The 15,210-nt window shown below is 58.5% G+C and carries 11 protein-coding genes (1 of these 11 cut by a window edge); 10 read left to right on the top strand and 1 reads right to left on the bottom strand.

All coding sequences use genetic code 11. The features are described 5' to 3' along the window. Position 1 precedes the first annotated feature (1 nt). From C2U40_RS22635 to C2U40_RS22610, 6 genes are read left to right on the top strand one after another with little or no spacing between them, the layout of a single operon-like run. On the top strand, positions 2 to 1,558 hold the full coding sequence (locus tag C2U40_RS22635; RefSeq protein WP_103828277.1) for a class I SAM-dependent DNA methyltransferase: 1,557 nt from the start codon (positions 2 to 4) through the stop codon (positions 1,556 to 1,558). Beyond that, positions 1,548 to 2,804: a restriction endonuclease subunit S gene (locus C2U40_RS22630; RefSeq protein WP_103828276.1), complete on the top strand. Its 1,257-nt coding sequence runs from the start codon at positions 1,548 to 1,550 to the stop codon at positions 2,802 to 2,804. The genes C2U40_RS22635 and C2U40_RS22630 overlap by 11 nt, the downstream gene beginning before the upstream one ends. Next, positions 2,804 to 4,723: a hypothetical protein gene (locus tag C2U40_RS22625; protein ID WP_010672241.1), complete on the top strand. Its 1,920-nt coding sequence runs from the start codon at positions 2,804 to 2,806 to the stop codon at positions 4,721 to 4,723. The genes C2U40_RS22630 and C2U40_RS22625 overlap by 1 nt, the downstream gene beginning before the upstream one ends. Before the next feature lie 56 nt (positions 4,724 to 4,779). Beyond that, positions 4,780 to 5,469: an abortive infection family protein gene (locus C2U40_RS22620; RefSeq protein WP_199773227.1), complete on the top strand. Its 690-nt coding sequence runs from the start codon at positions 4,780 to 4,782 to the stop codon at positions 5,467 to 5,469. Beyond that, positions 5,466 to 7,757: an ATP-binding protein gene (locus tag C2U40_RS22615; protein WP_010672239.1), complete on the top strand. Its 2,292-nt coding sequence runs from the start codon at positions 5,466 to 5,468 to the stop codon at positions 7,755 to 7,757. Before C2U40_RS22620 ends, C2U40_RS22615 begins: the two co-directional genes overlap by 4 nt. Then, on the top strand, positions 7,757 to 10,882 hold the full coding sequence (locus tag C2U40_RS22610) for a type I restriction endonuclease subunit R (RefSeq protein WP_103828274.1): 3,126 nt from the start codon (positions 7,757 to 7,759) through the stop codon (positions 10,880 to 10,882). Before C2U40_RS22615 ends, C2U40_RS22610 begins: the two co-directional genes overlap by 1 nt. A gap of 518 nt (positions 10,883 to 11,400) precedes the next feature. Here C2U40_RS22610 and C2U40_RS22605 read toward each other — a convergent pair. Further along, on the bottom strand, positions 11,401 to 12,177 hold the full coding sequence (locus C2U40_RS22605; RefSeq protein ID WP_016352388.1) for a helix-turn-helix transcriptional regulator: 777 nt from the start codon (positions 12,175 to 12,177) through the stop codon (positions 11,401 to 11,403). A 209-nt stretch (positions 12,178 to 12,386) separates the two neighbouring features. On the opposite strand from C2U40_RS22605, the gene C2U40_RS22600 reads away from it, so the two are divergent. The 4 genes in view from C2U40_RS22600 to C2U40_RS22585 are tightly spaced (each overlapping or abutting the next) and all read left to right on the top strand, a layout consistent with a single transcriptional unit that may run on beyond the window. After that, positions 12,387 to 13,148, top strand: coding sequence for a DUF3450 domain-containing protein (locus C2U40_RS22600; protein WP_181014859.1), 762 nt, complete (start codon positions 12,387 to 12,389; stop codon positions 13,146 to 13,148). Continuing rightward, a complete protein-coding gene (locus C2U40_RS22595; protein ID WP_103828273.1) occupies positions 13,145 to 14,452 on the top strand; it encodes a MotA/TolQ/ExbB proton channel family protein in 1,308 nt (435 codons plus the stop codon). Before C2U40_RS22600 ends, C2U40_RS22595 begins: the two co-directional genes overlap by 4 nt. Beyond that, positions 14,449 to 14,979, top strand: a complete 531-nt coding sequence (locus C2U40_RS22590) for a MotA/TolQ/ExbB proton channel family protein (RefSeq protein WP_005307253.1) — start codon at positions 14,449 to 14,451, stop codon at positions 14,977 to 14,979. The genes C2U40_RS22595 and C2U40_RS22590 overlap by 4 nt, the downstream gene beginning before the upstream one ends. After that, positions 14,976 to 15,210, top strand: partial view of an ExbD/TolR family protein gene (locus tag C2U40_RS22585; protein ID WP_011707897.1) — the 5' portion only. It continues 167 nt past the right edge of the window; only the first 235 of its 402 coding nucleotides appear in the window; it begins with the start codon at positions 14,976 to 14,978; its stop codon lies off the right edge, out of view. The genes C2U40_RS22590 and C2U40_RS22585 overlap by 4 nt, the downstream gene beginning before the upstream one ends.

Raw genomic sequence — 15,210 nt, 5'->3', positions numbered from 1 at the left:
GATGGCACAGAACGACACCGCCAAAAACGGCAACGGGGGCAACCTCGGCTTCGAGGCCGACCTTTTTAAGGCCGCCGACAAGCTGCGCGGCAACATGGAACCAAGCGACTACAAGCACGTCGCGCTCGGACTTATCTTCCTGAAGTACATCTCCGACGCCTTCGAGGCCAAGCACAAGGCGCTGCTGGCCGAAGACGCACAGGCCGCCGAGGACAAAGACGAGTACCTTGCCGACAACGTGTTCTGGGTGCCGAAGGAGGCTCGCTGGTCGCACCTGCAGGCCAACGCCAAACTGCCCACCATCGGCACCTTGATCGACGACGCGATGCGCGCCATCGAGAAGGACAACGAGTCGCTCAAGGGCGTGCTGCCCAAGGACTACGCCCGACCCGCACTCAACAAGGTGATGCTGGGCGAGCTGATCGACCTGATTTCCGGCATTGCGCTCAACGAGGAAGGCGACCGCTCCAAGGACATTCTCGGGCGCGTGTACGAATACTTCCTCGGCCAGTTCGCCGGTGCCGAAGGCAAGCGCGGCGGCGAATTCTACACGCCGCGCTCCGTGGTACGTGTACTGGTCGAAATGCTGGAGCCGTACACGGGCCGCGTGTACGACCCGTGTTGCGGCTCGGGTGGAATGTTTGTGCAGTCGGAGAAGTTCGTTCAGGAGCACGGAGGCCGCATTGGCGACATTGCGATCTACGGGCAGGAGTCGAACTACACCACGTGGCGGCTGGCCAAGATGAACTTGGCTGTGCGCGGCATCGACTCCGACATACGCTGGAACAACGAGGGCAGCTTTCACAAGGACGAACTGCGCGACCTAAAGGCCGACTACATCCTCGCCAATCCCCCATTCAACATCTCCGATTGGGGTGGCGACCGACTGCGTGAGGACGTAAGGTGGAAGTTCGGCGTGCCGCCCGTGGGTAATGCCAACTACGCTTGGCTCCAGCATATCTACCATCACCTCGCGCCCAACGGTACGGCAGGCGTGGTGCTGGCCAACGGCTCGATGAGCTCCAACCAGTCCGGCGAAGGCGACATCCGCAAGGCCATGCTCGAAGCCGATGCGGTGGATTGCATGGTCGCTCTGCCCGGTCAGCTCTTCTACTCCACGCAGATTCCCGCTTGCCTATGGTTCCTGGCTCGCAACAAAAACCCTGGAAAGGGTCTGCGCGACCGACGCGGGCAAGTGTTGTTCATCGACGCCCGCAAACTGGGCGTACTGGTGGATCGAACCCGGCGCGAACTCACCGACGAGGAAGTCCAGAAGATCGCCGACACCTATCACGCTTGGCGTGGGGAGGAAGGCGCAGGCCAGTACGCTGACGTGGCGGGCTTCTGCAAGTCGGCATCAATGGACGACATCCGCAAGCACGGCCACGTGCTGACACCGGGGCGCTACGTAGGCGCATTGGAACAAGAGGACGACGGCGAGCCTTTCGAAGAAAAAATGGCACGGCTCTCCGCGCAGTGGCGTGAGCAGCGGGCAGCAGCGACCAAGCTGGATGCGGCAATTGAGGCCAATCTGAAGGAGCTTGGGTATGGTGAGTGAGTGGCGCACAGCTTTGCTTGGTGATCTGACCGTTAACCACGATGGCAAGCGCAAGCCGGTAAAAGAATCAGACAGGCGTCCCGGGCCCTATCCGTACTACGGAGCCTCAGGAATTGTTGATTATGTTGACGGTTACCTATTCGACGGCGATTACTTGTTAATTGCTGAAGACGGTGAAAATTTGCGAACTCGGCAAACGCCTATTGCTTTCATGGCGCGTGGGAAATCGTGGGTCAACAATCACGCGCACATTGTCACAGGCAACGACAAGGCTGACACTCGGTTCCTAATGTATGCCATCGCGGGGACGGACATTAGTGGCTACCTTACAGGCGCTGTGATGCCGAAGCTGACACAAGGCAATCTCAACAAAATTGAACTGAATTGCCCGCCGATTTGTGAACAACGTGCTATCGCCCACATCCTCGGCACCCTGGACGACAAGATCGAACTCAACCGGCGAGCGAACGAAACGCTGGAGGCGATGGCCCGCACCCTGTTCAAAGCGTGGTTCGTGGACTTCGAGCCGGTGCGCGCCAAGATCGAAGGCCGCTGGCAGCGCGGCCAGTCGCTACCCGGCATGCCCGCGCACCTCTACGACCTCTTTCCCGACCGGCTGGTCGAATCAGAGTTGGGTGAGATTCCGGAGGGGTGGGAAATGCGCTCTCTGGATTCGATTGCGAACTATCTAAACGGTCTTGCACTACAGAAGTTCCCGCCGGAAGGCGACGACGAGTTTCTGCCGGTCATCAAGATCGCGCAGCTACGCGCCGGGAACACAAATGGGGCAGACCGGGCAAGCGCCCGAATCAAGCCTGAATATGTCGTAGTCGATGGCGACGTACTGTTCTCGTGGTCAGGCTCGCTTGAGGTCGAGGTGTGGAACGGCGGGCGGGGCGCGTTGAATCAGCACTTGTTCAAGGTGACGTCCAATACGGTTCCGAAGTGGTTCTACTTCTTCGCTACTCGCCATCATTTGCAGAGCTTCCGTGCAATTGCCGCCGACAAAGCGACGACCATGGGTCACATTCAGCGCAAGCATCTGACAGATGCCCGGGTCGCTGTTGCGTCTCCGGAGGGAATGAAGAAGTTTGACATCGCGATTGCTCCGCTATTCGATCAACTGGTCAGCAATGCGCAGCAATCCCGCTCCCTCGCCCAACTCCGTGACACCCTGCTGCCCAAACTCATCTCTGGCGAGCTGCGTGTCGGCGACGCTGACAAGTATTTGAGAGGAATCGCTTGATGACCTCATCAACATTGACCAGCCTCGCCATGCTGAAGGTCCATGTCGACCAAGGGCATGACTATCTCGACTATCTGCGACCATTCATTCTTCAGGTTCTAGTTGACCATCAAATCAACCCGGTAACCGATGCTGTGGTTAAGGACTGGATTCGCTCCGACTTCGGGATGGAAATACCGGCAAGAGCGATTCAAGTGGTGCTTAAGCGCTTGTCTAGAAACCATCCGATCGAAAAAAAAGACGGTGTCTATCAGGTGACGGGGACACTAGCAGATCCAAGGATCGGCGCAGAAAAAGCCAGTGCTGAGCGACACATCAACGCAGTATTAACGGGATTGCGTGTTTTTTCGAAGACGACAGCCAAGCCAATTACAACCGATGACGAAGCAGATGTAGCGGTACGCGCATTTCTCTCACAATTCGACATCCAATGTTTGCGGGCATACCTTCGTGGAACTGCAATACCCGATATCGAAGGGCACCACAATGCTCAAATTGTTCTGGTCAGCAAATACGTGCTGGACCTGCAGAAGAGCGACCCCGAGAGATTCGATAGTTTCCTTATCGTTGTTCAGGGGCACATGCTGGCGAATGCCCTTTTATGTCCAGATCTTCAGAGCCTGCCAAAAACATATGACGGTGTAACGTTTTATTTGGATACACCTCTTCTCGTTCGACTTCTCGGGCTGGAAGGAGAGGCCAAGAAGGACTCGATCAGCGATCTAATAGAACTATTGATTTCACTTGGTGGGCGTGTCGGAGCATTTGAACACTCTCGCAACGAGCTGGAAAGTGTGATCAAAGGTGCAGCAAGTCACATTGAGTCCTTCAGGGGGCGTGGTGCAATTGTTGCCGAAGCTCGCCAACGAGGAACAACAAAATCCGACATGCTAATGCTGGCGGGTCAAGTTGATGAAAAACTGAGCGAATCCAAGGTTAACGTTATCCCAACGCCTCGATACGTAGCGAATTTCCAAATTGATGAGACGGCCTTCTCAAAAACTCTTGATGGTGAGCTTCAGTACTCGAATCCTTACGCCAAGGACTATGACATTAATTCTGTCCGCAGCATCTATGTGCTAAGGGCGCACTCCTCTCCGCAGAATGTTGAAAAGTGCAAGGCTGTCGTTGTCACATGCAACACAGCATTCGCGAGAGCTGCATTTCGGTATGGCGACAAGCACCAGGAATCTCGCGAGGTATCAACAGTTATTACGGATTTCAGTTTGGCCAACATGGCATGGTTAAAGGCTCCCATGGGAGCCCCCTCCATTCCGATGCGAGAGGTTCTCGCCTTTTCATATGCCGCTCTCCAGCCTTCGCAGGCGATATGGGATAAATATCTCTCAGAAGTTGAGAAGCTTGAAAGGCAGAAAACCATTACAGCCAGAGATCTACAACTCCTTCGGAGCAGCCAGTTAGCCCAAGAAGAACTTATGTCTTTGACGCTCGGTGAGGAGGAGTCGCTGAGTGAACAGACAATTACCGCAGTACTAGACCGCGTCACCGGTGAAATAAAGCGTGAAGAGAACGATAAGCTCTCTGCAGAAAAGAGAGCCCATAATCAAACACAAGAAAAACTCGTCGCGGAGCGTAACGAAAAACTGCTTATCCAGCAGCGAATTTACTGGCGCTCAGATCGGACAGCTGGGCGTGTTGCATGGTCATTTTCCATTGGCGTCGTCGTCGTGCTCGCTGTTGGAGTAGCTGCAAGTTTAGGGTTCAAATTTGAGAATCAGTTATTGCAGTGGGCCATCCCATCAATTCTGAGTATTTTGTTTATCTTCACGCTTGGGGGGCTGATATGGGGGTCAACAATTAAAGGCTTCCATCAGTCACTGCATGATCGTTGTCGCAGGTGGCTCATTCAACGGGAGTCTGCAGCACTCGGTATACATATAGTGGGCATCGAGAAATGACTATTGACTGGTGCCCTGGCATCCGCGAGGCCTGCGGCTATTGGCACGACGCGCCCATGTTGCAGCAAACCTTCGATGCTATGGAGCGCAATCTGGAGCAGAACAACGATGCGTGCATCGACTGCGCCAAGACCGTCGTCGAGGTGGTGTGCCGGGTGGTGGTTGACAGCTTCCATACCCCGCAAGCTCCGCTGAAACCGGTACAGGAAACGCCCTCGCTGTCGGATTGGCTGAGTTCGGCGATTCGCGCGCTCAAGCTGGGCGACGTGCGCGATGACAAGTTCAAGAAGCTAGTGTCCAGCCATCACAAGCTGGCCGATGCACTGAACGACCTGCGCAACAAGGCGGGCCCTGCCAGCCATGGCAAAGATCCGTATCTGGCGCGCTTGGCAGAGCACCACCGACGCAGTGCCGTGCTGGCGGCTGATGCCATCGTGGCCTTTCTGCATCAGGCCTATCTGGATGCGCAGCTCGACCCGAGCAGCTCCCGCGAGCCGTGGGAGCGATTCGCAACAGACAACGCACTGATCGATGCGCACGTGGGGCTAGCTTTGGACGCCGAGGACGGCGATTCACCAACTTTACGTTTTCTATTGCCTGGCGGCGATGAGCTGCCCATCAACATCGAAGTCAGCCGTTTGCTTTACCAACTGGATCGGGATGCCTATGTCGAAGCGCTGAACGCTGCGCGCGGCGCACCTGCTCCGGCTGTGGAGCCGGTCGAAGAACAAGGAGAGTCGACATGAAGTTGACTCGCATCGCCAAGCTGCGGCTCCGCGTGTTCCGCGACTTTGCTTGGCCAACAGAACTACACCCGTTTGCGCAGTTCAATGTCATCTATGGATGGAACGGCAGCGGGAAGACGACGCTGTCATGGCTGCTTTCGCTGGTTGAGAAGAAGACCGCGCTCCTCGAAGGTGAAGCGGCACTGGAGATCGACGGCACAACGAAGGTCGCAGGCTCCGCTTTCGCTTCGGCGCAACTGCCCCAAGTGCGCGTCTTCAACCGGGATTTCATCAATGCCACCCTGTCACAAACGGGCGGCATTGCGCCGATCTACTTTCTCGGCGAAGACAGCATCGAGAAGCAGGCACGGGTCGAGCAGCTCAAGAAGGAACTTACCACGACCGACATCAAGTCGCGGACTGCTCAGGCCGACAAGACAAGAGCGGAGTCGAAGCTGGACGATTTCTGCAGGGACAAGGCGAAGCTCATCAAGGAGCTGTTGACCACCGCGAACAGCCAGACCTACAACAATTACGACAAGCGAAATTTCAGGCGTGCCGTTGAAGCAATGGATGCGCAGCAGGCGGCGGCCGCGACTCTTTCCGATGAGCAGAAAGCACAGCTCCACAGCCAGAAGAACGCCCAGCCAAAGCCCATTGTCGGCAAGGTTGTTGCGCCATCTATCGAACTTGATACGTTGACGAGTGAAGTAGATACGCTGGTCGGTCGCTCCGTCGTCGCGCAGACGCTCGATGAACTGACCAGCAATGCCAAGCTTGCCGCGTGGGTGCAAGAAGGGCTTCATCTGCACTCGGGCGAGCACGCCTCCGACACCTGCCGCTTCTGCCAGCAGCCGCTTCAGGCAGCGCGTCGCGCCGCGCTCGAAGCTCACTTCAACGACGCCTTCGCGGGATTTCAGAAAGATCTGTCGGCTCTTCTCTCGAAGCTGAAGGCGGCCAAGCAGACTGCGGCCTCACTGTCACTGCCGGATGTTTCGCGCTTTTATGAAGCGCTCGTGCCCGAAGTGCCCCCTGCGTGCGCAATGGTGTTGACGGCGCAGTCAGAGACCCAAGCCGTGCTCGATGCCCTCATCGCGCGTGTCGAGGCCAAGCGCGATCAGCCGTTCGCACCTACCGCCACGCAGGCACAAGCAGCGGCGAGACCCTCCTCGATTACCGACTCAGTCGCCGCATTCAATGGGATCGTGGAGAAGCACAACCGCATCTCCGCAGAGTTCACGGCGTCGGTCGACAGTGCGTGCAAGAAGCTTGAAGCCTCGTATGTCGCGGAGGCGCACGCCGAGTTCGTCCAGCTCTCCGGTGCTGCAAAGACCGCGACCGCCGAACTGGATGGCATAAAGGCTACGCAGACAGAAACCCAGACGCAGATCAATGAGCTGGAACGCGCGATCCTCGAACATCGCCGCCCCGCTGACGAGCTGACTGCAGAGCTATGCGCCTACCTTGGGCGAGACGAGTTGCGCTTCGAGGTGAAGGGCACCGGATACGCGCTGACCCGAAGCGGCCAGTACGTAGCGCATTTGAGCGATGGAGAGCGCACGGCGATTGCATTCCTCTATTTCCTCAAGGCGCTGCAGGACAGAGCATTCGACTTGAAGAATGGGATTGTCGTCATTGATGACCCGGTGTCGAGCCTCGATGACAACGCACTGTTCTCGGCCTTCGGCTACATGAAGGATCGTACCAAGGAGGCCGGGCAGCTTTTCATCTTGACGCACAGCTTCTCGTTTTTCCGGTTGGTGAAGAACTGGTTCCATCACCTGCCTGGGCAACGAAAGAAGAAGGTCGAAGACCGGCCCGCTCGGTTCTTTCTGCTTCGTACCCGGCGTCACGCGGATGGGTCTCGCACCAGCGAGTTAGGCCATCTTGATCCTCTGCTTGAGAAGTACGAATCGGAGTACCAGTACCTGTTCAAGCGCGTCTACGAGGAGGCTCACCGCAATGACGTTGTCCAACTGGAACACCACTACGGTTTGCCCAACGTCGCGCGCCGATTGATCGAGGCCTTCCTCGCTTTCCGCTTCCCCGAGATGAGCGGGGATCTCGGCCCACGACTCGAGCGGGTGGATTTCGACAGCGCGAAGAAGACGCGCATCCTCCGGTTGCTCAACACGTACTCACATGCTGGCGCAATCGCCGATCCGGGACACGATCTTTCTCTACTTGCAGAGACCCAACCCGTGTTGCGCGACACCCTCGAAATGATGATGGCTGTCGACCGTGAGCATTACGACGGGCTATTGAAGCTGGTGGCGATTCAGCCCATCGAAGAACAAGGAGAACCGTAATGGCGTTTCTGTCGGAGGCCGCCGTAGAGCAGGCATTAATGGAACAGTTGGGAGGGCTGGGATACAGCATCGAACGCGAGGAGGACATCGGCCCCGATGGACACCGCCCGGAGCGTGAGAGCCACGATGAGGTCGTGCTCAAGAGGCGCTTCGAGGACGCCGTTTCGCGTTTGAACCCTGGTTTGCCACTGGACGCGCGTCAGGATGCAATTCGGAAAGTGACGCAGTCCGAATTGCCCTCATTGCTCGAAGAAAACCGCCGCCTCCACAAGCTGATGACGGAAGGCGTGGACGTAGAGTATTACGCCGACGACGGCACGCTGACGGCAGGCAAGGTCGCGCTCATCGACTTCGAACACCCAGAGCAGAACGACTGGTTAGCGGTGAGCCAGTTCGTGGTGATCAACGGCCAGAACAACCGGCGGCCCGATGTGGTGGTGTTCGTGAACGGCTTGCCTCTGGGCGTGATCGAGCTGAAAGCGCCGGGCAGCGCCGGGGCACATCTGCTGGGCGCGTTCAACCAGCTGCAGACCTACAAGAAGCAAATCACGGCGCTGTTCAACACCAACGCGCTGCTGGTCACGTCGGACGGCATTGCGGCCCGGGTGGGTTCACTCTCGGCAGACCTTGAGCGCTTCATGCCGTGGCGCACCACCGACGGCACAGACGTTGCCCCGAAAGGTGCGCCGGAACTTTCGACCCTGATCGAAGGCGTGTTCGAGCATCGTCGCCTGCTCGATCTGCTCTGTCACTTCACGGTCTTCGGCGAAACCGGTTCCGGGCTCGCCAAGATCATCGCGGGCTACCACCAGTTCCACGCGGTGCGACACGCAGTCAACAGCACGGTGACTGCGTCCTCGCCACAGGGCAATCAGCGAGTGGGCGTCATCTGGCACACCCAAGGCTCCGGCAAGAGCCTGCTGATGGCGTTCTACGCCGGGCAACTGGTCAAACACCCGGCGATGGCCAACCCGACGTTGGTGGTGCTGACTGACCGCAACGACCTCGACGACCAGCTCTTCTCGACCTTTGCGATGTGCCGCGACCTGATCAGGCAGACGCCGGTGCAGGCCGAGAGCCGCGAAGATCTTCAGAAGGTCTTGAGTCGGGCATCTGGCGGCGTGATTTTCACCACCTTGCAGAAGTTCGGCGAGATTGCGGAGCCGCTCACCACGCGCCGCAACGTGGTTGTCATCGCGGACGAAGCGCACCGGAGCCAATATGGCTTCAAGGCGAAGGTGGACGCAAAGACCGGCGAAATCTCCTACGGCTTTGCCAAGTACATGCGAGACGCCCTGCCGAACGCATCCTTCATCGGCTTTACCGGCACGCCCATCGAGGCGGACGACGTCAACACGCCAGCGGTGTTCGGCAATTACATCGACATCTACGACATCAGCCGTGCTGTCGAGGACGGCGCGACCGTGCCGATCTACTACGAGTCGCGGTTGGCGCGCATTGAACTCGACGAGGAAGAGAAGCCGAAGATCGACGCCGAGGTCAACGAATTGACCGAGGAGGAATCCGAGGCCGACCAAGAGCGCTTCAAGAAGAAGTGGTCAACGGTCGAAGCCCTGGTTGGCAGCGACAAGCGCCTGGCTCTGGTAGCCAAGGATATGGTCGCCCACTTCGAGGATCGCGTTGCAGCCCTCGATGGCAAGGCGATGGTGGTGTGCATGAGCCGCCGCATCTGCGTCAAGCTCTACGACGAGATCGTCAAGCTGCGCCCGGACTGGCACAGCGCCGATGACAACGCGGGAGCGGTCAAGATCGTGATGACGGGCGCAGCGAGCGACCCGCAGGAGTGGCAGCAGCACATCGGCAACAAGGCCCGGCGCGATCTGCTGGCCAAGCGTGCCCGCGATCCTAAAGACCCGCTCAAGCTGGTGATCGTGCGGGACATGTGGCTGACAGGCTTTGACGCACCGTGTATGCACACGATGTACGTTGACAAGCCGATGCAGGGCCACGGACTGATGCAGGCGATTGCGCGCGTGAACCGCGTGTTCCGCGACAAGCCTGCCGGGCTGATCGTGGACTACATCGGTATCGCGCAAAACCTGAAGTCGGCGCTGCAGCAGTACTCGAAGAACGATCAGGAAAACACCGGCGTCGACGAAGCGCAGGCCATCGCGGTGATGATGGAGAAGTACGAGGTCGTGCGGGACATGTACCACGGCTACGACTACGTCTCCGCGATGAGCGGCACGCCACAGGAGCGCCTAGCGATGATGGCGGGGGCCATCGAGTGGATTCTCGACCTGCAACAGAAGCTGGCTGCGAAAGAGAAGACCAAAGAAGGCAAGAAGAACGCTCACCGTCGATACCAAGACGCCGTGCTGGCCTTGTCCAAGGCGTTCGCACTGGCATCCGCTTCTGACGAGGCACGCGAAATCCGGGAGGAGGTCGGCTTCTTTCAGGCCATCCGTGCCGCGCTGGTCAAGAGCAGTACTGGCTCCGGCGTGACCCAGCAAGAACGCGAGCTGGCGATCCAGCAGATTGTCAGCCGCGCGGTGGTCTCAACCGAGATCGTCGACATCCTGGCCGCTGCGGGTATCAAGAGCCCGGACATCTCCATCCTCTCGGACGAATTCCTCGCCGAAGTTCAGCAGATGGAGAAGAAGAACCTTGCGCTGGAAGCCTTGCGCAAGCTGATCAACGACGGCATTCGCTCACGCAGCAAGGCCAACGTCGTGCAGACCAAGGCATTCTCGGAGCGGCTAGAGGATGCGGTAGCGCGCTACCACGCCAACGCCATCACCACCGCTGAGGTGCTGCAGGAGTTAATCCAACTGGCCAAGGACATCCGCGCAGCCCGTCAACGCGGCGAAGAGCAAGGGTTGTCCGAGGATGAGATCGCTTTCTATGATGCGTTGGCCGAGAATGAGAGCGCCATTCAAATGATGGGTGACGATAAGCTGAAACTTATCGCTCATGAACTGCTAATGAGCCTGCGTGAAAATGTGTCAGTCGACTGGGCCCATCGAGAGTCCGCTCGCGCACGGATGCGGGTAATGGTGAAACGTATTTTGCGAAAATATGGCTATCCGCCTGATCTTCAAGATACAGCGGTACAAACCGTACTTCAGCAGGCAGAGGCATTGTCATCGGGGTGGAGTCGCTGATGCCGATTTCTCTTTCTCGCTACTGGGAGCACTCGTCATAGGCCAAAATGAAGGTGGCAATCATTGACCGCATGCTGGAAGGAATGCCCGATGAATGCTCCAGCGAGGACATAGAGGCCCGTGCCGAGGTGATTTACCAATACGTCAAAACACAGATGCAGTCAGTAGCTGTGCATTGATGTAATGCAGCATCCGCAGTGACAAGAGCTGGAGGATTCTCAAAAACATATGCACGGCAATCAGATTTGAGATGAATCAATGGGATGAACGTCCCCTTGAAGCGGCAATGTAGTTAAGCCGCCCTGCTCAAGGAAAGCTGCAATCCAGTATGATCCTTTATTCCTCGAATAATTCACGTATTCTGGATCGAGTTCGTGAGTTGGTATGATACTTTGTTGTTATGGCCCTGTTTCTTTATTATCAATATCAATGCTTACAGCGCAATTTGGTGTGATACTTTATTACTTGCATACAAGAGCCGCATTGCGGCTCTTTTTGTTTGTCTGGCTCGGTGGCCGTTATGACAGCCGCAGGTTGGTGATGGTCACGTCGTCCAGCGAGGGCACTATGATGCCGCTGGATATGCTCTTGGCGATCGCCTGGTTGCGGTTTTTCGAGTCGGTCTTGTTGGTGACCTGATTGAGGTGGAAGTTCACGGTCCGCTCGCTGATGCCGAGGATGGTGGCGATCTCCCAGGAGGTCTTGCCCTCGCTGGCCCAGAACAGGCACTCCTTCTCCCGATCCGACAGCTCGGTCAGATACTTCATCAGATCCGGCCTGCTCTTTATCAGCTGCAGCGCCGAGTTGAAGATGTAGCTGGCGCAGAACGACAGCAAGGGAACGTTTTCAAACATCAGATCGGAATTGGACTTCTCCTTGCTGATGAAGGAGAGGATGCCGTGTTCCCCCTGCGGCGTGTGCAGCGGGAAGGAGACGCCGTTTCTCACCCCGAAGTCGGCGGCCAGGTTCATCACCTCCCGGCTGGCGCTGGGCAGCCACGGAGAGTCGCAGTCGAGCTTGTTCCAGAAGATGGGCTGGGTCTGCTTCAGCCCCAGGAAGACGACCGGGTCCTGGGTCAGGTAGTGCCGCTCCGAATAGGCATCAAACCAGCTGGTGGGGCAGTTGTTGAACAACGCCACATGGGATTTCTGCATGCTGATGGGGAAAATAATCAGCAAACGGAAGTAATCAAAGCCCATCTGATGACTGAAGCGCTCCAGCTGCTGCTGGATGTCGCTGGTCTTCTTGGCCTTGGTGAACCGATCGATGTGTTCCCAGATCGCATCGTTGAACATGAACTTCTCCTTTTTCGATCTCTATCACATTGATCGAAAAGATATTTTTTATTTATTAATTTGGTGTGGTGAGAACCAACGCCAGTGACTCCCGTGCTTGCTTAAAAATTATCCTGTTTTTTCGGCCGAAGGCCAACAAAATCATCTGATTGCCACTGCCCCCACTCTTTGAGACAATGAGAATAGTTATCATTGTTAAGATTTATATCATGAATAAGTTTTGGGGTTTGGCCTTGTTGCCACTGTCAGTCCACTTCGCTACTGTCGCCGACGAGCTGGTCGCACCGGCACTGAAAAACAGCATCGCCGCCGGGAAAGCCTCCCAGCAGCGCGTGGAAAAAGCCGCCGATGCGGCCGTTGCCGCCCGGCTGGAGCTGCAAAATGCCCAGCTGCAACTGCGTGATCTGGAAGCCTACAACCGCTACATGCAGTCTCTGGTGGCCGATCAGCAAAATGAGCTGGGCAAACTGAGTCAGCAGCTGGAGGCGGTACAGGAGACCCGGCAGGGCCTGATCCCGCTGATGCTGCAGATGCAGGCCGATCTGGAGCAGCTGGTGCAAAACGACATGCCGCTGCGCAAGGAAGATCGCCTGGCGCGGGTTGAACAGTTGAAAGCGACCCTGGCCCGCGCCGACGTGAGTGAGGCGGAGAAGTTCCGCCAGCTGCTGCAGGCCTACCAGATCGAAGCCGAATATGGCAGCCGGTTGGATAGCTACTCTGCCGAGCTGGCGCTGGACGGCGCACCGCGCCGAGTCGACGTGCTGGCGGTGGGCCGGGTCTCCCTGCTGGCGATGACCGCCGATCGCTCCCAGGCGTGGCGCTGGTCTGTGCAGAGCAAGCAATGGCAGGCTCTCGACAGCCAGTGGCTCTCTCCCATCGCCGAGGCGCTGGAGATGGCTGCCGACAAGAAGGTCCCCCAGTTGTTGAATGTCCCCCTTTCCGTCAGCCGTGGTCAGGAGGCCCAGTCATGAGCATCACCATGAAGTGGTTCCCCCTCGCCATTGCCCTCTCTCTGGGCACTACTGCCGCCGTTGCCGAGGAAGCCTGGCAGCAGCAGGAGCAGGCTCGTGAGCAGCAGGCCCAGCAGGACCTAGCGTCCGTCTCCAAGGAGCTGAACAGTGCCCGTGCCAAACTGGCCGCGGCCCAGAGCCTCAGCAAGCAGCTGGCGGCCGAGTTTGCCGGCAACGAGAAGCAGCTGGTGGAGCTCAACGCCCAGTGGGAGCAGGCCTCCGGCGACATGAACGAGATCTTCGCGGTGACCCGTCAGGGGGCCAGCGATGCGGTCAAGCTGCTGAGCGAATCCGCGGTCGAGGGCCAGTATCCCGAGCGCCTCGCCCCGCTCAAGGCCATGGCGCAGGAGAAGCAGGTACCGGATCGCGCCGCCCTCGCCCTGCTGCCCGCCACCCTGCTGCAAGAGATCCGTGAATCGGGCCGGGTTGCCCAGTTCACCGGCAAGGTGCTCGATGCCCAGGGGGCTGCCAGCGAGCAGTCGCTGACCCGGGTCGGCAGCTTCGCTCTGCTGGGTAGTGAAGGCTTCCTGCAACCCACTGCCGAAGGCCTGAGCCCGGTGCTGGGTCTGCCCGGCAGCGTGCTCTCCGCGGCGGCCGCCTATCAGGGTCAGGAGGGGGAAGCGCTGCCGCTGGATCCCTCCCACGGCACCCTGCTGGAGATGCTGGCGCAGGCCCCTACCTTCTGGCAGCAAGTCCAGCAGGGCGGCCAGGTCGGCGCCATTATCGTGCTGTTGGCCGCCATCGGCCTGGGGATCGCCGGGGTAAGGCTGTGGAGCCTCTCCCGCGAGCTGGGTCGGGTTCGTCGCCAGCTCAAGAGCGGTGAATATCATGCCGACAACGCCCTCGGCCGGGTGCTGACGGTGGCTGACAAGCATCCCGAGCTGAGCATGGAGACCCTCGAACTGCGTCTCGACGAGGCGATCCTGCAGGAGACCCCTCGCATGGAGCGCGGCATCGGCATGGTCAAGGTGATCGCGGCCATCGCCCCCATGCTGGGCCTGCTCGGCACCGTGACCGGGATGATCGGCACCTTCCAGGCCATCACCCAGTTTGGCACCGGCGATCCCAAGATCATGGCGGGCGGCATCTCCATGGCGCTGGTCACCACGGTACAGGGTCTGGTGGCTGCCATTCCGCTGATCCTGGCCCACAGCCTGCTGCAATCGCGCTTCACCGAGCTCTCCAATGTACTGGAGCAGCAGGTGGCCGGTATTCTGGCTGAGCGCGCCGAGAGCAATAACAACGGGATGGAGCGAGCAGCATGATGCTCGACATCTGGCAACAGCTGCAGAGCTTCATGGGCCGTGGCGGCCCGGTGCTCTGGGTCATTCTGGCCCTGCTGGTGCTGATGTGGATTCTGATGATCGAGCGGCTGCTCTACCTCAACCTGGGGTTTGCCCCGCTGCAGCGCCAGCTGCTTGGCCGCTGGCAGGCCCGCAGCGAGCGCCACAGCTGGCACGCTCGGGCGATCCGCGGGCGATGGCTGGCCGAGGCCGAGCTTGAGCTCAACCGTCATCTGATCTTCATCCGCACCCTGGTGGTGCTCTGCCCCATGCTGGGGTTGCTGGGTACCGTGACCGGCATGATAGGCGTATTCGATGCGTTGGCCGCGGCCAACCGCTTTAACCCGGAGAGCATGGCGGGCGGGATCTCCCGTGCCACCATCCCCACCATGGCTGGCATGGTGGTCGCGCTCTCCGGCGTGTTGTTACTCAGCCGGCTCGAGAGCCAGGCCAAGCGTGCGCTGGCCAAGACCCGGGACGGCCTGCGAGAAGAGAAGGTAATGCAATGAGACGGCAATCCAAACGCCAGCGTGACGAAGTGCAGATCGACATGACCCCCATGCTGGATATCGTGTTCATCATGCTGATCTTCTTTATTGTCACCACCTCCTTTGTGCGCGAAGCCGGGCTCGAGGTGCACAGGCCACAGGCCAGCCAGGCCAAGGCGCAGAAGTCCTCCAGCATCATGCTGGCGATCGGCGCCCAGGGGCAGATCTTCCTCGACCGCAAGCAGATCGATG

Source organism: Aeromonas sp. ASNIH4, from assembly GCF_002934425.1.
Classification (GTDB): Bacteria; Pseudomonadota; Gammaproteobacteria; order Enterobacterales; family Aeromonadaceae; genus Aeromonas; species Aeromonas hydrophila.
Note: the sequence above shows the minus strand (reverse complement) of the source record. Positions and strands in the feature narration are given on the sequence as shown.

Excerpts from the sequence above, each read along its gene's own strand:
- C2U40_RS22635 (WP_103828277.1), top strand. The coding sequence starts at position 2 with ATGGCACAGAACGACACCGCCAAAAACGGCAACGGGGGCAACCTCGGC.
- C2U40_RS22630 (WP_103828276.1), top strand. The coding sequence starts at position 1,548 with ATGGTGAGTGAGTGGCGCACAGCTTTGCTTGGTGATCTGACCGTTAAC.
- C2U40_RS22625 (WP_010672241.1), top strand. The coding sequence starts at position 2,804 with ATGACCTCATCAACATTGACCAGCCTCGCCATGCTGAAGGTCCATGTC.
- C2U40_RS22620 (WP_199773227.1), top strand. The coding sequence starts at position 4,780 with ATGTTGCAGCAAACCTTCGATGCTATGGAGCGCAATCTGGAGCAGAAC.
- C2U40_RS22615 (WP_010672239.1), top strand. The coding sequence starts at position 5,466 with ATGAAGTTGACTCGCATCGCCAAGCTGCGGCTCCGCGTGTTCCGCGAC.
- C2U40_RS22610 (WP_103828274.1), top strand. The coding sequence starts at position 7,757 with ATGGCGTTTCTGTCGGAGGCCGCCGTAGAGCAGGCATTAATGGAACAG.
- C2U40_RS22605 (WP_016352388.1), bottom strand. The coding sequence starts at position 12,177 with ATGTTCAACGATGCGATCTGGGAACACATCGATCGGTTCACCAAGGCC.
- C2U40_RS22600 (WP_181014859.1), top strand. The coding sequence starts at position 12,387 with ATGAATAAGTTTTGGGGTTTGGCCTTGTTGCCACTGTCAGTCCACTTC.
- C2U40_RS22595 (WP_103828273.1), top strand. The coding sequence starts at position 13,145 with ATGAGCATCACCATGAAGTGGTTCCCCCTCGCCATTGCCCTCTCTCTG.
- C2U40_RS22590 (WP_005307253.1), top strand. The coding sequence starts at position 14,449 with ATGATGCTCGACATCTGGCAACAGCTGCAGAGCTTCATGGGCCGTGGC.